The sequence below is a fragment of the Psychroserpens sp. BH13MA-6 genome (assembly GCF_052983595.1).
In genome coordinates this window covers 124,878-141,195 of the sequence record NZ_JBRJGE010000006.1, presented here as the reverse complement: position 1 = coordinate 141,195, position 16,318 = coordinate 124,878, and the positions used below count along the sequence as shown (strand labels likewise).

Annotated in this window: 17 protein-coding genes and 1 tRNA gene; 12 read left to right on the top strand and 6 right to left on the bottom strand. The window is 35.9% G+C overall.

The features are described from left to right. Positions 1-13: 13 nt before the first annotated feature. Together ACU8DI_RS12835 and ACU8DI_RS12830 are read right to left on the bottom strand one after the other, a co-directional pair. Complete coding sequence (locus ACU8DI_RS12835; RefSeq protein WP_447113184.1) at positions 14-1,432, bottom strand: TolC family protein; 1,419 nt, start codon at positions 1,430-1,432, stop codon at positions 14-16. 3 nt (positions 1,433-1,435) lie between these two features. Further along, positions 1,436-2,041, bottom strand: a complete 606-nt coding sequence (locus ACU8DI_RS12830) for a TetR/AcrR family transcriptional regulator (RefSeq protein WP_447113183.1) — start codon at positions 2,039-2,041, stop codon at positions 1,436-1,438. Positions 2,042-2,165: 124 nt separating this feature from the next. Between ACU8DI_RS12830 and ACU8DI_RS12825 the strand changes: the two genes are divergently transcribed. Further along, positions 2,166-3,140, top strand: a complete 975-nt coding sequence (locus ACU8DI_RS12825; RefSeq protein ID WP_447113182.1) for a polyprenyl synthetase family protein — start codon at positions 2,166-2,168, stop codon at positions 3,138-3,140. Further along, complete coding sequence (locus ACU8DI_RS12820) at positions 3,140-3,493, top strand: hypothetical protein (protein ID WP_447113181.1); 354 nt, start codon at positions 3,140-3,142, stop codon at positions 3,491-3,493. The genes ACU8DI_RS12825 and ACU8DI_RS12820 overlap by 1 nt, the downstream gene beginning before the upstream one ends. Positions 3,494-3,502: 9 nt before the next feature. On the opposite strand, the gene ACU8DI_RS12815 is transcribed toward ACU8DI_RS12820, so the two are convergent. Further along, complete coding sequence (locus tag ACU8DI_RS12815) at positions 3,503-4,036, bottom strand: alpha-ketoglutarate decarboxylase (protein WP_447113180.1); 534 nt, start codon at positions 4,034-4,036, stop codon at positions 3,503-3,505. 115 nt (positions 4,037-4,151) lie between these two features. Between ACU8DI_RS12815 and ACU8DI_RS12810 the strand changes: the two genes are divergently transcribed. Continuing rightward, positions 4,152-6,908, top strand: a complete 2,757-nt coding sequence (locus ACU8DI_RS12810; RefSeq protein ID WP_447113179.1) for a 2-oxoglutarate dehydrogenase E1 component — start codon at positions 4,152-4,154, stop codon at positions 6,906-6,908. A 71-nt stretch (positions 6,909-6,979) separates the two neighbouring features. Beyond that, positions 6,980-8,254, top strand: a complete 1,275-nt coding sequence (gene odhB, locus ACU8DI_RS12805; protein ID WP_447113178.1) for a 2-oxoglutarate dehydrogenase complex dihydrolipoyllysine-residue succinyltransferase — start codon at positions 6,980-6,982, stop codon at positions 8,252-8,254. A gap of 719 nt (positions 8,255-8,973) precedes the next feature. Here the strand turns inward: odhB and ACU8DI_RS12800 are convergent. After that, on the bottom strand, positions 8,974-9,609 hold the full coding sequence (locus tag ACU8DI_RS12800) for a response regulator (RefSeq protein ID WP_447113177.1): 636 nt from the start codon (positions 9,607-9,609) through the stop codon (positions 8,974-8,976). Positions 9,610-9,674: 65 nt separating this feature from the next. After that, positions 9,675-10,115 carry a retropepsin-like aspartic protease gene (locus ACU8DI_RS12795; protein WP_447113176.1) on the bottom strand — a complete coding sequence of 147 codons (441 nt, stop codon included), beginning with the start codon at positions 10,113-10,115 and terminating at the stop codon, positions 9,675-9,677. Positions 10,116-10,167: 52 nt separating this feature from the next. Between ACU8DI_RS12795 and ACU8DI_RS12790 the strand changes: the two genes are divergently transcribed. The 8 genes from ACU8DI_RS12790 to ACU8DI_RS12755 all read left to right on the top strand — a co-directional run bounded on the left by ACU8DI_RS12790 (position 10,168) and on the right by ACU8DI_RS12755 (position 15,706). Further along, positions 10,168-10,935 (top strand): TatD family hydrolase, encoded by a 768-nt coding sequence (locus ACU8DI_RS12790; protein WP_447113175.1) that lies wholly within the window; start codon positions 10,168-10,170, stop codon positions 10,933-10,935. A 1-nt stretch (position 10,936) separates the two neighbouring features. Beyond that, positions 10,937-11,968, top strand: a complete 1,032-nt coding sequence (locus tag ACU8DI_RS12785; protein ID WP_447113174.1) for an asparaginase — start codon at positions 10,937-10,939, stop codon at positions 11,966-11,968. A 61-nt stretch (positions 11,969-12,029) separates the two neighbouring features. Continuing rightward, positions 12,030-12,117 (top strand) — tRNA-Ser (locus ACU8DI_RS12780). A gap of 412 nt (positions 12,118-12,529) precedes the next feature. Then, positions 12,530-13,309, top strand: a complete 780-nt coding sequence (locus ACU8DI_RS12775; RefSeq protein WP_447113173.1) for a MotA/TolQ/ExbB proton channel family protein — start codon at positions 12,530-12,532, stop codon at positions 13,307-13,309. 27 nt (positions 13,310-13,336) lie between these two features. Further along, the gene (locus tag ACU8DI_RS12770; protein ID WP_447113172.1) at positions 13,337-13,780 is read left to right on the top strand and encodes a hypothetical protein; all 444 of its coding nucleotides are present in this window, start codon (positions 13,337-13,339) and stop codon (positions 13,778-13,780) included. An 8-nt stretch (positions 13,781-13,788) separates the two neighbouring features. Then, complete coding sequence (locus tag ACU8DI_RS12765) at positions 13,789-14,397, top strand: ExbD/TolR family protein (protein ID WP_447113171.1); 609 nt, start codon at positions 13,789-13,791, stop codon at positions 14,395-14,397. 20 nt (positions 14,398-14,417) lie between these two features. Then, the gene (locus tag ACU8DI_RS12760; RefSeq protein ID WP_447113170.1) at positions 14,418-14,894 is read left to right on the top strand and encodes an ExbD/TolR family protein; all 477 of its coding nucleotides are present in this window, start codon (positions 14,418-14,420) and stop codon (positions 14,892-14,894) included. Positions 14,895-15,010: 116 nt separating this feature from the next. Then, entirely contained in the window at positions 15,011-15,706 is a 696-nt protein-coding gene (locus tag ACU8DI_RS12755; RefSeq protein ID WP_447113169.1) for a porin family protein, read from the top strand. 4 nt (positions 15,707-15,710) lie between these two features. Here ACU8DI_RS12755 and ACU8DI_RS12750 read toward each other — a convergent pair whose 3' ends face one another. Beyond that, the gene (locus ACU8DI_RS12750; protein WP_447113168.1) at positions 15,711-16,316 is read right to left on the bottom strand and encodes a hypothetical protein; all 606 of its coding nucleotides are present in this window, start codon (positions 16,314-16,316) and stop codon (positions 15,711-15,713) included. Between the last annotated feature and the right edge of the window lie 2 nt (positions 16,317-16,318).

Here is a 16,318-nt window from a genome sequence, read left to right as displayed (position 1 = left end):
GATGTCTGATTGATTAGTTTTGTGATGTTATGGTATTGAGAACTGTTTCTAGTTCTGCTTTAGAATTTATCACGTCCAACATGGCCTGTAATAATTCCTGTTGAGCTGTGTATAATTGTGTTTGTGCCTGGCGCAATTCAAAACTAGAGCCAATACCTTCAAAGAACTTGGTCTCATTTTTTTGTTCAATACGCTCTGCCAGTGCCAGATTGTCTTTTTTATTTTGATAATCCTCTATGGCAAATTGATAGTTGCTCTTCGCAGATTCAATTTCCAACTGGAGACGCTGTTCGGTTTCAATAAGATCTGTTTCAGCTTTTTCAAGATTAATTTTTGCGCGTTGAGTCGCTGCACTACGCATTCCAGAACTGAAGATGGGTATATTAAGACTAACGCCAACTAAGGCAGAGCCAAACCACTGTTGATCACTATTTAAAAAGGTAAAGGAATTACTATTGCCGTTGTATCCACCTCTTAAAAATGCGCTTAAGTTTGGAAGTGCTTTACTCTTTTCTAGTTTGACCAAAAGTTCTTTTGAAATTTTATCGTTTTCAGCAATTTGATAGTCTATTGTATTTTGGGCGTTAGTGTCGGCATTTAACAAAGCCATAGACATATTAGCATTAGTTAAAGTTTCCAAGTCATCTGTAATTTCGATAGCATCATACACGTCTAAGCCTAAAGTTATGTTGAGCATTTGATAGGCCAGTTTTTGTAGACGCTTCGTATTATTAAGATTACTTTTAACACTCGACAGCGTAATTTGTAATTGCTCAACACTCTCTTCTTCACCCAAACCATTTTCATAGATTTTTTGAGTTTCGTAGAGGTTTTTTTCAAGGACAGTAATATTGCTTTCAAGGATTCCAACGCTTTCTTTGGCAAGGAGCACATTACCATAGGCATTTATCACGGATTTCCTGACTTCTAAATCGGTTTTAGTTTTGGCGTTTTTTGAAATATCTAAGAATACTTTAGCCGATTGTAATCCAACGAGATACGAGCCATCAAAAATAAGCTGACTCAATGTTGCGGTTGCATTTACGGTTTGTTTTGTTCCGAAAGTCACAGGGATAAAACCTTCTGGTGCTGCGGGAAGTTCTTGTGTTTGTAATGCATCCAAATCATAATAGTCTTCGAGCTGACGAATACCTCCAAAGGGATCAAAAGCAGATGCTGGTAGCAAAGATACTTGCTGTTTTAAAAAGTTTTGATAGTCAATGTTGGCATTTAATTGTGGTAAGCCAGTAGCCGTAGTTTCCCATTTTTGCTGTTTTGCTGCTTCAATATCTCGTGAAGCATTCATAGCGGTTCGATTATTTTCTAGAGCAAAATCTATGGCTTCCTGGAGGGTGAAACTTTTTGGCTCCTGTTGTGAGAACCCAATGGAAGAGCTGATGATTGCCGTGAAAATTATGAGTAGTTTTCTCATAGGTTATGATTGATTATTAGTGGTGTATTGATTGATTTGTTCTATGCCTTTTGTGGTGCAAATACCGCGTAAATGGTATTCTAAATAGTGGTTCATTAAAGTTTGCATGGAGAAGTTGTTTAAAGGAAATAATTCTTTATCCTTCAACGCCATCATGCCTGTAAAATAAATCTTAGAAATAAATTCTGTATTGATGCCTTTCCTGTATAATCCTTGCTCCAATCCACGCTTTAGGTTTTCGATAACACACCCTTGCATGACTTCATATTGTTTGCTTTTTAAGGTTGCGTAAATTTTTGGGTAATATTTTTGAAGCTGGTATTGTGGTGAAGATTTCTCATTTTTCAAATGTTCCATGACGAATTGTTTGATCTCAAAAATTTCCTGTATTGGATTCTTTTTTAGTTCACAAATACAGTCAATACCACAGGAGATGGTTTCAAACATATGCATGGTAGTGGCTTCAACGAGTTTGGTCTTATTCGGGAAATGAACATAAATAGTTTTCTTGGATATACCCATTTCACTGGCTATATCGTCCATGGTCACACTTTTAAAACCTAAGGTTAAAAAAAGCTCTGCCGACTTATGTAATATTTTTTCTCTCATAATTTAGGGGACAAAACTACGACAGGAAACTTTAAAAACAAAAAAAGTTTCCTTAGTTTTAACAATTATTTAATATTGGAAGATGAGGTGCGGTAGATTTCTGCATTTACATTATTTTTGCATCATGCAAAATTTTCAATCCTATCATGATGCTTTTGTAAAGCATTTGGAATCTTATATCGTTCCAAAAGAACCGAAGTCACTCTACGAGCCCATCCATTATATTCTAGAATTAGGAGGTAAACGACTAAGACCTATTCTAACTTTAATGACTGCCGAAATCTTTGGAGGATCGTGTTCAAATGCCTTGGATGCAGCGTTGAGCGTTGAGGTATTTCATAACTTTTCATTGGTACACGATGACATTATGGATGATGCACCAATTCGTAGAGGAAAGGATACAGTTCATGAAAAATGGGATATCAATACGGGGATTTTATCTGGCGATGCCATGTTAATCATGGCTTACCAATTATTTGAAAATTACGAGCCTGCCATTTTTCAAGATTTAGCAAAGTTATTCAGTAAAACAGCCTTAGAAGTTTGTGAGGGTCAGCAATACGACGTAGATTTTGAAACTCGAGATGATGTGACCATTCCAGAATATTTGAAAATGATCGAATATAAAACTGCGGTTTTAGTTGGTGCTGCCATGAAAATGGGAGCCATTGTTGCAAAGGCATCCAATACCTGTCAGACATCTATTTATGATTTTGGTCGTTATCTAGGCATTGCCTTTCAATTACAAGATGATTATCTAGATGCCTTTGGAGATTCAGTAACATTCGGAAAACAAATTGGAGGTGACATCATTGAGAATAAAAAAACATTTTTATACCTCAAGGCTTTAGAATTTTCTGAGCCAGAAGAACAGACCCAATTGAGACATTTATATGGTATTAACCCTTCAGATCCAACGGATAAGATTCATACGGTTAAACAATTATTTGTGTCGAGTGGAGCTGCAGATGCCACCAAGAAAGAAATTGAGCACTACACGAATAAAGCATTTTCAGTTTTAGAGTCGCTTGATATTTCTGAAGCCCATAAAAACGATCTTAAGACTTTTGGTAAAGATTTAATGAATAGAAGTGTTTAATGCAATTGCCTGCAACTTTTAAGGACCTTATTACAGAGGCAGAGGAACTCAACTTGTATGGTAAACTGGTGCAACAGTTGAACAAGGATTTTTTATTGGCTAATATCGATCTCGATTTTGAGGAGGCGATCTTGCCGTTGCGTTTAAAACAGGAACTTCATGATGTCATCTTTCATCTTATACAAGAAAAATTCGCAGAATATCTTAATTTGCTTTACATCATAGATGTATCAGAAGCTAAAGTAAAACAGCTCGATGGTAGTGACACACTGAAGTTGTCAGAGCAAGTGGCTTTTCTGATATTACTGAGAGAATGGCAAAAAGTATGGTTTAAAAACCATTACAAACATTGAATAAATTACTTAGAAAAACACTCTCACAAATGGCATCCACGGATCTGCATAGACACTTTTATTTCTATTGTAGAGTAAATCGTATCGCATGCCAAAAATCACATTGTTAGCGCGATAACCCAATCCAACAAACAGCGCTGGAACCCAGTACCTGTCGTTTTCAAATTGGCTATCATCAAAGCTCGTATTCACATGGAGTTCCTCAAATTCACCAGAAACTTGTAATTCGGGAATCGGATTATAGAGGCCAATGACACTGGCTCCAAAAATCGTCGATTTATAAAATCCTTTTTGTTTATTGTAGGTTCCATTAAGACCAAGTCCTAGAGCAAATCTAGGATTAAATTCGTAAACAGCATTAGGTGCTAAAGTCCCACTAAAAAAACCATCTCCAAAACTTAATCCTACACCACCACCAAACCTCACATGCTTCCAAAATTGATTTTCATTGACGTCATCCTGAGAATGGGATTGATATGACAAAATCACAATCAAGGCCGTTATAATTGCTGTTTTAATTTTTAAGTGACCAGAAATTTTCATAATCCAAAAATTGCGTTAATTATGGTTTATAAATATACCAAAAAGGTATCTATTTTTAGTAAATGTTGTATTTTTGACTAAATTTTGTTGAAGCGAAAACGACTTACACCATATAATGGATAAATATTCCTTTTTAAACGCAGCACATACAGCATACTTTGCTGATTTATACGACCAATACCTGAAAAATCCTGATTCTGTAGAACCTAGTTGGAGAGCCTTTTTTCAAGGTTACGATTTTGGAAGCGAAAGCTTTGGTACGGATGGCGAAGTTGTTGAAGGTGTTTCCACTCAAATCCCTGAGCATGTCCAAAAAGAATTTCAAGTAGTGAAACTTATAGATGGTTATCGAAGCCGTGGACATTTATTTACTAGAACTAATCCGGTTCGTGAGAGACGTAAGTATGCACCAACCTTAGACATTGAGAATTTCGGGTTGGCTCAAGACGATATGGATACCATGTTTTCTGCTGGTGAAATCTTGGGTATAGGAAGAGCCTCTCTAAAAAATATCATCAGCCACCTCGAACGCATTTATTGCGATTCGATTGGCGTTGAATACATGTATATCAGAAAACCCGAGGAGATTCAATGGATTCAAAATAAATTGAATGTCAACGACAATCAACCGCAATTTTCTGCAGATGAAAAAAAACACATACTAAGAAAATTAAATGAAGCGGTCTCTTTTGAAAGCTTTTTGCATACAAAATATGTAGGGCAAAAGCGATTCTCTTTGGAAGGTAATGAATCTCTGATTCCAGCTTTAGATTCTTTAATTGAAAATGCGTCTGAGCATGGCGTTAAAGAATTTGTGATGGGAATGGCACACCGTGGGCGTTTGAGTACTTTAACCAATATTTTTGGAAAATCAGCCAAAGATATTTTTAGTGAGTTTGATGGTAAAGATTACGAGCAAGAAGTGTTTGATGGTGATGTAAAATACCATTTAGGATGGACGAGTAACCGTGTGACCGATCGTGGTAAAAAAATTAACCTCAATATTGCGCCTAACCCGTCTCACTTAGAAACTGTTGGTGCGGTAGTTGAAGGAATCGCAAGAGCGAAACAAGATGATAAATACCGTGATAATCCATCACAAGTATTGCCAATTATAGTGCATGGTGATGCTGCTATTTCTGGACAAGGACTCGTATATGAATTAGTCCAAATGGCACAATTAGACGGTTACAAAACTAATGGAACCATCCATATTGTTGTAAATAATCAAATTGGATTTACGACTAATTATTTAGACGGAAGGTCTAGTACTTATTGTACAGACGTAGGAAAAGTGACCTTATCGCCAGTGCTTCATGTGAATGCAGATGACGCTGAAGCCGTGGTTCATGCAATGCTGTTTGCACTTCATTTTAGAATGAAATTCAAGCGCGACGTCTTTATTGATTTGTTGGGTTACCGAAAGTATGGTCATAACGAAGGCGATGAACCTCGATTTACGCAACCAAAATTGTATAAAGCAATTTCAAAGCACAAAAACCCGAGAGACATCTACGCAGAAAAACTTAAGAAGGAAGGTGTCATTGATGCGGATTATGTGGCTCAATTGGAAAAGGATTATAAAGATAAACTCGAAGAAAATTTAGAAGATTCTAGAAAAATAGATAAAACGGTCATTACGCCTTTTATGCAAGATGAGTGGGTCGATTTCCATACTGTGATTGAAGATAAAATGATTCAGGATATTGATACGACTTATCCTAAGGATGGTTTGGCAAAAATCACGAAGGTCATCTCCAACTTACCTGAAAACAAGAAATTTATTCGCAAAATTGAGCGTTTAGTGCAGTCACGTCAAACCATGTTTGATGAGAATGAATTGGACTGGGCAATGGCGGAGCATTTAGCGTATGGAACTTTGTTAGAAGAAGGATACGACGTGCGAATTTCCGGTCAGGATGTGGAACGTGGAACGTTCTCGCATCGACATGCCGTTGTGAAAGTAGAGGATAGCGAGGAAGAAATTTTATTGTTGAATCAAATTAGTGATGAGCAAGGTACTTTCTATATATATAACTCATTATTATCAGAGTATGGGGTTGTTGGTTTTGATTATGGGTATGCCATGGCAAGTCCAAAAACGCTGACCATTTGGGAAGCGCAGTTTGGTGATTTCAGCAATGGTGCCCAAATTATGATTGATCAATATATTTCGGCAGCTGAAGATAAGTGGAAACTTCAAAATGGTTTAGTAATGTTGTTGCCACATGGTTATGAAGGTCAAGGTGCTGAGCATTCTTCAGCAAGAATGGAACGCTATTTACAATTGTGTGCAAAGGACAATATGTTTGTTGCCGATTGTACAACGCCTGCCAACATGTTTCACTTGTTACGTAAGCAGATGAAGGCCGAATTTAGAAAACCGCTTATTGTGTTTACCCCTAAGAGTTTATTGAGGGATAAACGTGTGGTTTCAACGGTGGATGAATTTGCCAATGGTAGCTTTAAGATGTTGATTGATGATAATTCTGTAAAGAAGGAAAAGGTGAAAACCTTGGTGTTTGTTACTGGGAAATTTTATTATGACTTGCATGAAGAACGCGGACAATTGGAGCGAGAGGACGTCGCTTTGATCAGAATTGAACAACTATTCCCGCTACCAGAAAAACAGATTAAAGATATCCTAAAAAAATACAGTAACGCCGAGGATGTGGTTTGGGCGCAAGAAGAACCGAGAAATATGGGTGCTTACAGTCATATGTTAATGCATTTGGATGAAGCCAAAACATTTCGAGCTGCAACACGTAGACCTTATGGTGCGCCAGCAGCAGGAAGTAGTGTGCGTTCAAAGAAACGTCATCAAGAAGTGATTGATTATGTTTTTGATAAGTCAAAAAACAACCAACGCTAATTAAAAGCCTTCATTGTAAGGTAGAATAATAACATAAATTGAGATAACACTTAAAATAAAATTATAACACGATGATTTTAGAAATGAAAGTCCCTTCACCAGGAGAGTCAATCACCGAAGTTGAAATTGCAGAATGGTTAGTGCAAGATGGCGATTATGTAGAGAAAGATCAAGCCATAGCTGAAGTTGATAGTGACAAGGCCACACTAGAATTACCAGCTGAAGCCAGCGGTACTATTACGCTTAAAGCGGAAGAAGGCGATGCTGTAGAAGTTGGCGCTATCGTATGTTTAATTGATACAGCAGCAGAAAAGCCTAGTGGCGAAGCAGCCAAAGATGTTTCAGATACTTACGATAAAGGAGATGAAGGTGGTGATAACAATGCTGAAGAAGATTTAGCTGAAGACCAAAAGGCAACACCAAATTCAGATGATCATAAAAAGGCACCTAATCCTGCTCAAGAGACGTATGCATCTGGTGTAGCGAGTCCAGCGGCTAAGAAAGTATTGGCTGAAAAAGGGATGGACCCATCTACGGTAACTGGTACAGGAAAGGATGGACGCATTACAAAAGATGACGCTGTAAATGCGGTGCCTTCTATGGGTACACCTTCTGGTGGCAATCGTGGTTCTTCGAGAAGTAAAATGTCCATGCTACGTCGCAAGGTGGCAGAACGTTTGGTAGAAGCAAAGAACACAACAGCGATGTTGACGACTTTCAACGAAGTGGACATGTCACCAATTTTCGAATTGAGAAAGCAATACAAAGAAGACTTTAAAGCAAAGCATGGTGTGAGTCTCGGTTTTATGAGTTTCTTTACCTTGGCTGTAGTGCGTGCCTTAAAATTGTATCCTGCTGTTAACTCTATGATTGATGGTAAAGAGATGATTTCTTATGATTTTTGTGATATCAGTATCGCGGTTTCAGGACCGAAAGGATTAATGGTGCCAGTGATTAGAAATGCCGAAAATTTAAGTTTTAGAGGTGTTGAGTCGGAAGTGAAACGTTTAGCATTACGTGCGAGAGATGGGAAAATTACAGTAGATGAAATGACGGGAGGCACATTTACCATATCTAATGGTGGTGTTTTCGGAAGTATGTTGTCTACTCCTATTATTAATCCTCCACAAAGTGGGATTTTGGGAATGCATAATATTGTAGAGCGTCCAGTTGCCATTGATGGTCACGTCGAAATTAGACCAATTATGTATGTGGCTTTATCTTATGATCATAGAATTATTGACGGTAAAGAATCTGTAGGATTTCTGGTTGCGGTAAAAGAAGCTTTAGAAAATCCAACGGAATTACTTATGGATAACGATGTGAAAAGAGCCTTGGAAATGTAATCAAGATCTCTAAGTTAGAAATAAAAAAAAGCGCAATTCCAGTAATGGGTTGCGCTTTTTCTCCCTAATAAAAATAACTAACTAATAACTAAAAAAAATTTACAAGAATATTTATTGATATAATTAAAATGGCACTAAAAATTAAGCCAACTATAAATAGCTTATTGGTTAGACTCTGTTTGTTTTTCATCGTTTCCATTTTATTTGTGTTTTAAAGATTCAATTTCGTTTTTAATAAAGCTCTGGGATTATGAAGATACCCAGAGCCTTATATACCCTAATTAATTAATAGAGTTACCATAAAAAAATCCCTCTATTTCTAATAACTCTGATGTAAAATTCGCCATAATACCTATATCAAACAATACGTAGTTCTACGTATTTTTAAGTTTTAAATGTTAAAATTTCCAATATTGAAGACTTATGATGACATCATCGTATAAAAAAAGCTCTAAACGTTTTAAGGCTTAGAGCTTTAATCCTTTCTTTTCAAAAAGGAAATTGATTAATAGCGATACAAACTTCGGTATATTTAGCGTATCAAACAATACGTAGTTCTACGTATTTTTTGCTTTTTTGAGTGTTTCTTTGTCTTAAAAACCAAAAAAAAACTCTGAATCAAATAATGATCCAGAGTTTCGAGTAATTAAATCCTCCCTATAAGGACTAATAGCTAACACAAATATCAGTATTAAAACCTATAGGAACAATACGTAGTTCTACGTATATTTCGATAAAAATTCTTCATGCTCTTTAGCATACAAAACGATGCTGTTAGCTTTAGACTCTAGTTGAAGTTTTGTTCTTATGTTACTTTTATGTTTTTCCACGGTACGATCAGAAATAAATAATTCACTTGCTATTTCTTTGGCAGTTTTATTTTCAGCGATGTGTTTAAAAACTTTTAATTCTGTATCGGTTAAGTTCTTTAGTGCCTCAGGAGTCTCTTTAATTTCAAGGTATTCTATTAATTCAGGACTGAAGTAAGATTTTTCTTGAAGAACAGATGCTATGCAATGCTCGATTTCGGCAATGGCGAACTCCTTTAAGATATAACCATAAATTCCTAAGGACTTCGCTTGATTGTAAATCTCCTCACTTTTTTCAAATGTGATGATGATAATCTTGGTGTTCAATCCAGATTCTTTACATTTTTCTGCCACTTGTAATCCAGTAAGGATGGGCATTTGAATATCTAAAATAGCGATATCAGGTTGATGTGCACTAATTAAAGTGAATGCTTCCTTTCCGTTTTTGGCACTAGCAATGACATTGAAGTTTTTTTCTATGAGGAAATCATTGAGACCTTTTAGGATAAGTGGATGATCGTCTGCTGTAATAATTGACGTTGCCATGGGACTATTAATCTGAGGGATTGAAGTCTAAAGATAAAGACTTTTTGTAAAACGTCTATGAATTTCTAGATTTTTAGATAGAGATATTTCTTTTCATAATCGATGATTGCCTTCGAATGTTTCAATAAATCGGCTCCAATAATACCATCAACAGGTTTCGCATCGTGACTGGTCAGTGCGGTATTTACATGGGTGAGATTAAAAAGTATTAAAGACACTTTCTCTTTTTTCCATTTACCAATTTTCACCGTATTTTTTTTGGATACTTGAGTAAGCATATCTGTGGCGCCAGCTCCAGCAGCTTTTACTTCAGAATCTTTTGCTTTCAGCGTAAATGTTTCAATGGCTTCAAATCCAACACAGGAATTGGAAGCACCCGTATCTAAAATAAAAAGTCCTTTCACGCCATTAATAGAGGCTTTGATTTCAAAATGATTGGTCTTGGTCAGTTTTAATTTGACCTTTGTGTAGCCTTTACTCAATAGATAATCTTGTAAAGTATCCATAACTTTCCTTTTTCACACAAAGATAGTTTAATAAAACAATTATTTTTGCAGAATGATATTGACAGACACACACACCCATTTATATAGCGAAGCTTTTGATGAAGATAGAAAAGACATGATGACACGTGCCAAAGAGGCCAATGTATCTCGTTTTTTTATTCCAGCTATAGATTCAAATTATACAGAGGCCATGCTTCAATTGGAAGCTGACTACCCTGACCAAGTTTACTTAATGATGGGTTTACATCCAACTTCTGTTAAGGCTAATTATAAAGAAGAATTGAAACATGTCGCTACTTGGCTAGAGAAACGGCATTTTTATGCTGTTGGTGAAATTGGCATCGACTTATATTGGGATACGTCTACTTTAGATATCCAGAAGGAAGCTTTCAAGTACCAGATTGCATTAGCCAAACATTATAATTTACCAATCGTTATTCATTGTCGTGAAGCCTTTGATGAAATTTTTGAGGTTCTGGAAGACGTTAATGATGATAAATTATTCGGGATTTTTCATTGTTTCACAGGGACATTGGAACAGGCTGAAAGAGCCATCACTTTGGGCATGAAATTAGGAATTGGAGGTGTCGTTACATTTAAGAATGGTAAAATTGATCAGTTTCTTTCACAAATCGACTTAAAGCATATTGTCTTGGAAACAGATGCGCCGTATTTAGCCCCAAAACCATATAGAGGAAAACGAAATGAAAGTGCCTACCTCGCAAAGATTTTAGAAAAATTGTCTGAGATTTATTCCGTATCGGAAGAAAAAATTGCCGAAATTACCACCGCAAATTCTAAAGAAATATTCGGAATATAACATGTCAGCATCACAACCACATATTTTAATTATCTACACTGGAGGTACTATTGGGATGATAAAAGATGCTGAAACTGGTGCATTGAAATCATTTGATTTTAAAAACTTGTTGAAACGTATTCCTGAATTAAAGCTCTTAGATTGTCACATTGAAACCATCTCCTTTGAAGAACCTATTGATTCCAGTAATATGAATCCAACCTATTGGGTTCGAATGGCAGAGATGATTGAGGACAACTATGAACAATTTGATGGTTTTGTAGTATTGCACGGCAGTGATACCATGAGTTATTCTGCTTCGGCTACGAGTTTTATGTTTGAAAATTTGGCGAAGCCTATCATTTTTACGGGTTCACAGTTGCCGATAGGCGATTTGCGAACGGATGCCAAGGAGAACTTAATCACCTCCATCCAGATGGCATCATTACAAAAAAGAGGAAAACCAGTGATTCGTGAAGTTGGGTTGTATTTCGAGTATAAGTTATATCGTGGAAATAGAACAACAAAAATTAATGCAGAACATTTTGAAGCGTTCGAATCTCTTAACTATCCACATTTAGCGGAATCAGGTGTTCATTTGAAAGTGTCTTATGAGGATTTATTTCGACCGAATTTGCGGAAAAAATTAGTTGTACATAAGAATTTTGACACCAATATTCTATTGATAAAATTGTTTCCTGGTATTTCCGAATCTGTATTAGCACCACTCTTTGAAATGAGCCATATCAAAGGAATTATTTTAGAAACTTATGGTGCTGGTAATACCACCACAGAAGCATGGTTTATAGCGTTGCTTAAACAGGTTATTTCGAACGGTGTCCCAGTGATCAATGTGACGCAATGTTCAGGAGGTAGTGTGTCAATGGGACAATATGAAACCAGTACGCAATTAAAATCCATTGGCCTTATCTCTGGAAAAGATATTACAACAGAAGCGGCTATTGCCAAGTTAATGTTTATGTTGGGAGAAAACGTGTCTTCAAAAACCTTTAAAACTATTTTTGAGACTTCGCTAAGAGGTGAAATGTCTTAGAAAGTCTTGCAATAAATTTTTTTTAATATAATTTGAGTTGTATGTTTGCACACTCAAAAATAGAGAGGTGGCCGAGTGGTCGAAGGCGCACGCCTGGAAAGTGTGTATACTCCAAAAGGGTATCGAGGGTTCGAATCCCTTCCTCTCTGCGAATACATGAAAACCCAAGTAGAATTTGTCAAAGTTTACTTTAGCAAATTCTACTTGGGTTTTTCATAAGCAAACGCTAGTTTGTTATATTCAACGAATAATTAGGCTAAAAGGCAATCATTGAAAAATGGAAATTAGTTCAATCGACAAAAAAGTGACGATCGCGACAGATGCGCTTCAATTAGTTAACTTCTCAAACCAGTTGCTAATGAGCTTTTTGGCCTTTAATGGCGCAATATTTTTGAGATTAGAGTGAAAAATCCAAAACATTTTATTTAAATTCGTCATTATTAATTACCAAATTGAGTTAAACAACGTTAAACCTCTTGACTCAATAGGGTTTTTTATTTTTTAATTACAATTTTTTTATATCTTTAACACTTTAACTAATAAAAATTAAGAACAAGAACGATGAAAAGACTATTTTCTATCTTAGCCATAGCATGTATCATGGCTTTCGGTACTGTTAATGCAAGTACAAATGCTTACACAGTAGAAGCTGCAACAACAGCAGTTGCCACATCATTTCAAGACGAACCAGCTGAAGACGCAGAAGCTGAAAAATCGTTTACACAAATTGTAAAACAGCGTTTTATTGAAGGTGGTCCATTTTTTATGGGAATTGTATTGCTATGTTTAATTCTAGGATTGGCTATCGCTATTGAAAGAATTATCTATCTCAATCTTGCAACAACGAACACGAAAAAATTAACTCAAAATGTAGAAGATGCTCTTAATTCAGGTGGAATTGAAGCTGCCAAGGAAGTTTGTAGAAACACAAAAGGTCCTGTTGCTTCTATTTTCTATCAAGGATTGGACAGAGCAGATGAAGATATTGATGCCGCTGAAAAAGCAGTTGTTGCTTATGGTGGTGTACAGATGGGACAATTAGAGAAGAATGTCTCTTGGATTTCATTGTTTATCGCTTTGGCACCAATGTTAGGTTTCATGGGTACGGTACTTGGTATGATTGACGCCTTTGATAAAATTGAAGCTGCAGGTGATATGAACCCGTCTTTAGTGGCAGGTGGTATTAAAATTGCCTTATTAACCACAGTATTTGGTCTTATCGTAGCCATTATTTTACAAATCTTTTACAACTACATTATCGCTAAGATAGACAGTATCGTAAATGATATGGAAGATGCTTCCATAACACTTATGGATTTATTGGTAAGACATAAAAAGTAATCACCAAATTATTAAATCAAACATAACATGAATATTCAAAAAATAATCAAAATTGTTGCTTTAGTAATTGGTCTAATTGCAGTGTTCTTTTTAGTAAGAGTTATTATGATAGGTGACGAAGCTATTAAGGCAGATGTGGCAAATCAAGGGATTTTGTCTTCATTTATAACACTAGCTTTGATCGTCTTAGCTATTGCAACAATAGCTGCAGTGGTATTTAGTTTGGTTAATCTGGTAAGTAATCCAGATAAATTAAAGAAATCACTACTGTCTTTTGGTGTTTTTGCATTGATTCTACTTGTGGGTTATTTCCTGTCTTCTGGACAAGAAGTTACCTTAAACGATGGATCAACATTAACAGCAACGCAATCTCAAATGATTGAAGGCGCAATTAAGGCATTCTATATTTTAATTTTGTTAGCGGCAGGTTTAATGCTGTTCTTCGGAGTTAAAAAGATGCTTAGTAAATAATAATAATTATGGCAAAAAGATCAGCACCGGAAGTGAATGCGGGCTCAATGGCCGACATCGCATTCTTACTTCTTATATTTTTCTTGGTAACAACAACAATTCCTAAAGATTCGGGGATTAGTCGTAAGCTTCCTCCAATGGAACCGCCTAACGAAGAAGATGTGGTTATCAAGCAAAAGAACATTTTTACCGTTTTATTAAATGGTAAGGACCAATTATTAGTTGAAGATGAGCTGATGGAATTAAAGGATTTAAGAGCGGCCGCTATTGAATTTTTAGATAACGGAGGCGATGGATCTTGTAGTTATTGTCAAGGGGCTAAAGATCCGAGATCTTCTGATAATCCAGATAAAGCCATTATTTCATTGAAGAATGAGAGAGAAACCTCTTATGCTGCTTATATTTCTGTTCAAAATGAGTTGGTAGCAGCTTATAATGAACTCAGAAACATTAGAGCCTTGGAAGTAGGACCTAAAAGAGGGTTCCCTGATATGAACTTTGTGGAAATGGAAAAGAATTATAAGGACGCTAAGTTTCAAGGGAATAAGGATAAATTGAAGGAGGTTATCGATCAGATTCGAAACGAGTATCCTGAAAAACTCTCTGAAGTCCAATAACACGATAAACATTTAAGACTATGTCTAAATTTAAAAGTAAAAAAGACAATGATTTACCAGCGGTAAATACAGCATCCTTACCGGATATTGTATTTATGCTACTGTTTTTCTTTATGGTAGTAACGGTGATGAGAGAAGATACTCTTAAAATTGAGAACCGATTACCTTTGGCAGATCAAGTTGAAAAATTAGAAAAGAAATATCCAATCAGTTATATTTATGCTGGAAAGCCAGCTAAAGGTTACGAAAGTACTTACGGAACCGAGGCGCGTTTACAGCTCAATGATAAGTTTGCTGATATTAGTGAAATTCAAGCTTTTATTAATTCAGAGAGAGCTGTCTTACGTGAAGAACTTGTAGATTACTTAACCGTATCACTAAAAGTCGATAGAGAGGCTAATATGGGTATTGTAGGTGATATTAAGCAAGAACTCAGAAAGGCCAACGCTCTTAAAATTAATTACAGTGTTGGTACGGGTAGTGCTTTAGATAATTAAGAACGAATTTTATAACATATTAAAAAGCATCCTTAGGGATGCTTTTTTTATACTGATTTACCAAAACTTTTTAAAACGTATTACGTTATATTTGTCATATGAGATACCTATTGTTAATGATATGGTCAATCGTTGCGTTAAATAGCCTTAATGCACAAGATACTGTGGATTTTAGTACCATTTCAGATTCTATCGTCGATCCCAAATATCGCGAAGATCAGTTTTACGTCTCAGTCACCTATAACTTGCTTGCCAATAAGCCAAACGGTGTTTCGCAAAGTGGTTTTTCCAGTGGCTATCATGTTGGATTTATTCGAGACATGCCTTTTAATAAGAGGCGTAACCTAGCCATTGGTTTAGGTTTGGGTTTGTCCTCCAATTCTTTTAATCAAACATTATTAATTTCAGAATCGAGCAACGGTTACAATTACACGGTATTAAACGATGATATTTCGTATACGAAAAACAAATTCACAACTTACCTTATAGAGTTTCCTTTTGAATTTCGATGGCGTACCTCCACTCAAAAGGAGTATGACTTCTGGAGAATCTATACGGGATTTAAATTGGGATATGTCCTCTACAATTCTTCAAAGTTTATTGGACGACCTGATGACATAAAATTGTCTAATGTGAATGATTTTAATGAATGGCAATTGGGCTTGACATTAAGTGCAGGATATTCGAATGTAAATTTTCATTTTTATTATGCACTCAATAATATCTTTGATGCAAATGCCAAGCTAGATGCGAATGCCGTTCCTGTTGATATGACAGCCGTAAAAATAGGCTTGATCTTCTATATTCTTTAACGCACTACATCCAATAATTTAATAATAGCAATTGCGGTAATAGTCCTACAAAACTACCAACGATAAGTTCGATTGGCGTATGTGCTTTTAAATGTAATCTTGAGGTAGCAATGGCACCAAGAATCACACACATTAAGGCAATTGTTCCATTAATATTGATTTTAAAATGAATGGCGACAGCCACCGCGAACATAAAAAATCCAGATGCGGCTATCATGTGTATACTAGCTTTAAATTTAATGACTGCTAGAGCAAAACAGGTAATGGTTGAAATAAGAATACCGATAAAAAAGAAATATAATTCAGGTAATTCATCAATGGGAAGCACTCTAATGAGTATAAGCACAATAATGACACTATTGATAAGTAAAGGAAGTCGACGTTCTTCAACCGATTCAAGATGAAAGGAATCTACTTTATTAATGGTTTTCAATAGATAAAAAAGTAGAATAGGAAGAATAATCGTGAGAATAGCAATAGAAAACAACTTGCCTTTCATTAAAGGTTCTGGAATAAAACGAGGTGTTTTAGAAAAATAAAAAATCACACCCAATAAAGGCATCAGAAGTGGGTGGAATATATATGATATGCTCTTAATTATGTGATTCAAAC

Bases quoted from the DNA above. Each gene is read 5' to 3' on its own strand.
- ACU8DI_RS12800 (WP_447113177.1), bottom strand. From the start codon at position 9,609: ATGGCAACGTCAATTATTACAGCAGACGATCATCCACTTATCCTAAAA.
- ACU8DI_RS12835 (WP_447113184.1), bottom strand. From the start codon at position 1,432: ATGAGAAAACTACTCATAATTTTCACGGCAATCATCAGCTCTTCCATT.
- ACU8DI_RS12820 (WP_447113181.1), top strand. From the start codon at position 3,140: ATGCAATTGCCTGCAACTTTTAAGGACCTTATTACAGAGGCAGAGGAA.
- ACU8DI_RS12785 (WP_447113174.1), top strand. From the start codon at position 10,937: ATGTCAGCATCACAACCACATATTTTAATTATCTACACTGGAGGTACT.
- ACU8DI_RS12795 (WP_447113176.1), bottom strand. From the start codon at position 10,115: ATGGATACTTTACAAGATTATCTATTGAGTAAAGGCTACACAAAGGTC.
- ACU8DI_RS12790 (WP_447113175.1), top strand. From the start codon at position 10,168: ATGATATTGACAGACACACACACCCATTTATATAGCGAAGCTTTTGAT.
- ACU8DI_RS12810 (WP_447113179.1), top strand. From the start codon at position 4,152: ATGGATAAATATTCCTTTTTAAACGCAGCACATACAGCATACTTTGCT.
- ACU8DI_RS12775 (WP_447113173.1), top strand. From the start codon at position 12,530: ATGAAAAGACTATTTTCTATCTTAGCCATAGCATGTATCATGGCTTTC.
- ACU8DI_RS12755 (WP_447113169.1), top strand. From the start codon at position 15,011: ATGATATGGTCAATCGTTGCGTTAAATAGCCTTAATGCACAAGATACT.
- ACU8DI_RS12830 (WP_447113183.1), bottom strand. From the start codon at position 2,041: ATGAGAGAAAAAATATTACATAAGTCGGCAGAGCTTTTTTTAACCTTA.
- odhB (WP_447113178.1), top strand. From the start codon at position 6,980: ATGATTTTAGAAATGAAAGTCCCTTCACCAGGAGAGTCAATCACCGAA.
- ACU8DI_RS12815 (WP_447113180.1), bottom strand. From the start codon at position 4,036: ATGAAAATTTCTGGTCACTTAAAAATTAAAACAGCAATTATAACGGCC.
- ACU8DI_RS12765 (WP_447113171.1), top strand. From the start codon at position 13,789: ATGGCAAAAAGATCAGCACCGGAAGTGAATGCGGGCTCAATGGCCGAC.
- ACU8DI_RS12760 (WP_447113170.1), top strand. From the start codon at position 14,418: ATGTCTAAATTTAAAAGTAAAAAAGACAATGATTTACCAGCGGTAAAT.
- ACU8DI_RS12770 (WP_447113172.1), top strand. From the start codon at position 13,337: ATGAATATTCAAAAAATAATCAAAATTGTTGCTTTAGTAATTGGTCTA.
- ACU8DI_RS12825 (WP_447113182.1), top strand. From the start codon at position 2,166: ATGCAAAATTTTCAATCCTATCATGATGCTTTTGTAAAGCATTTGGAA.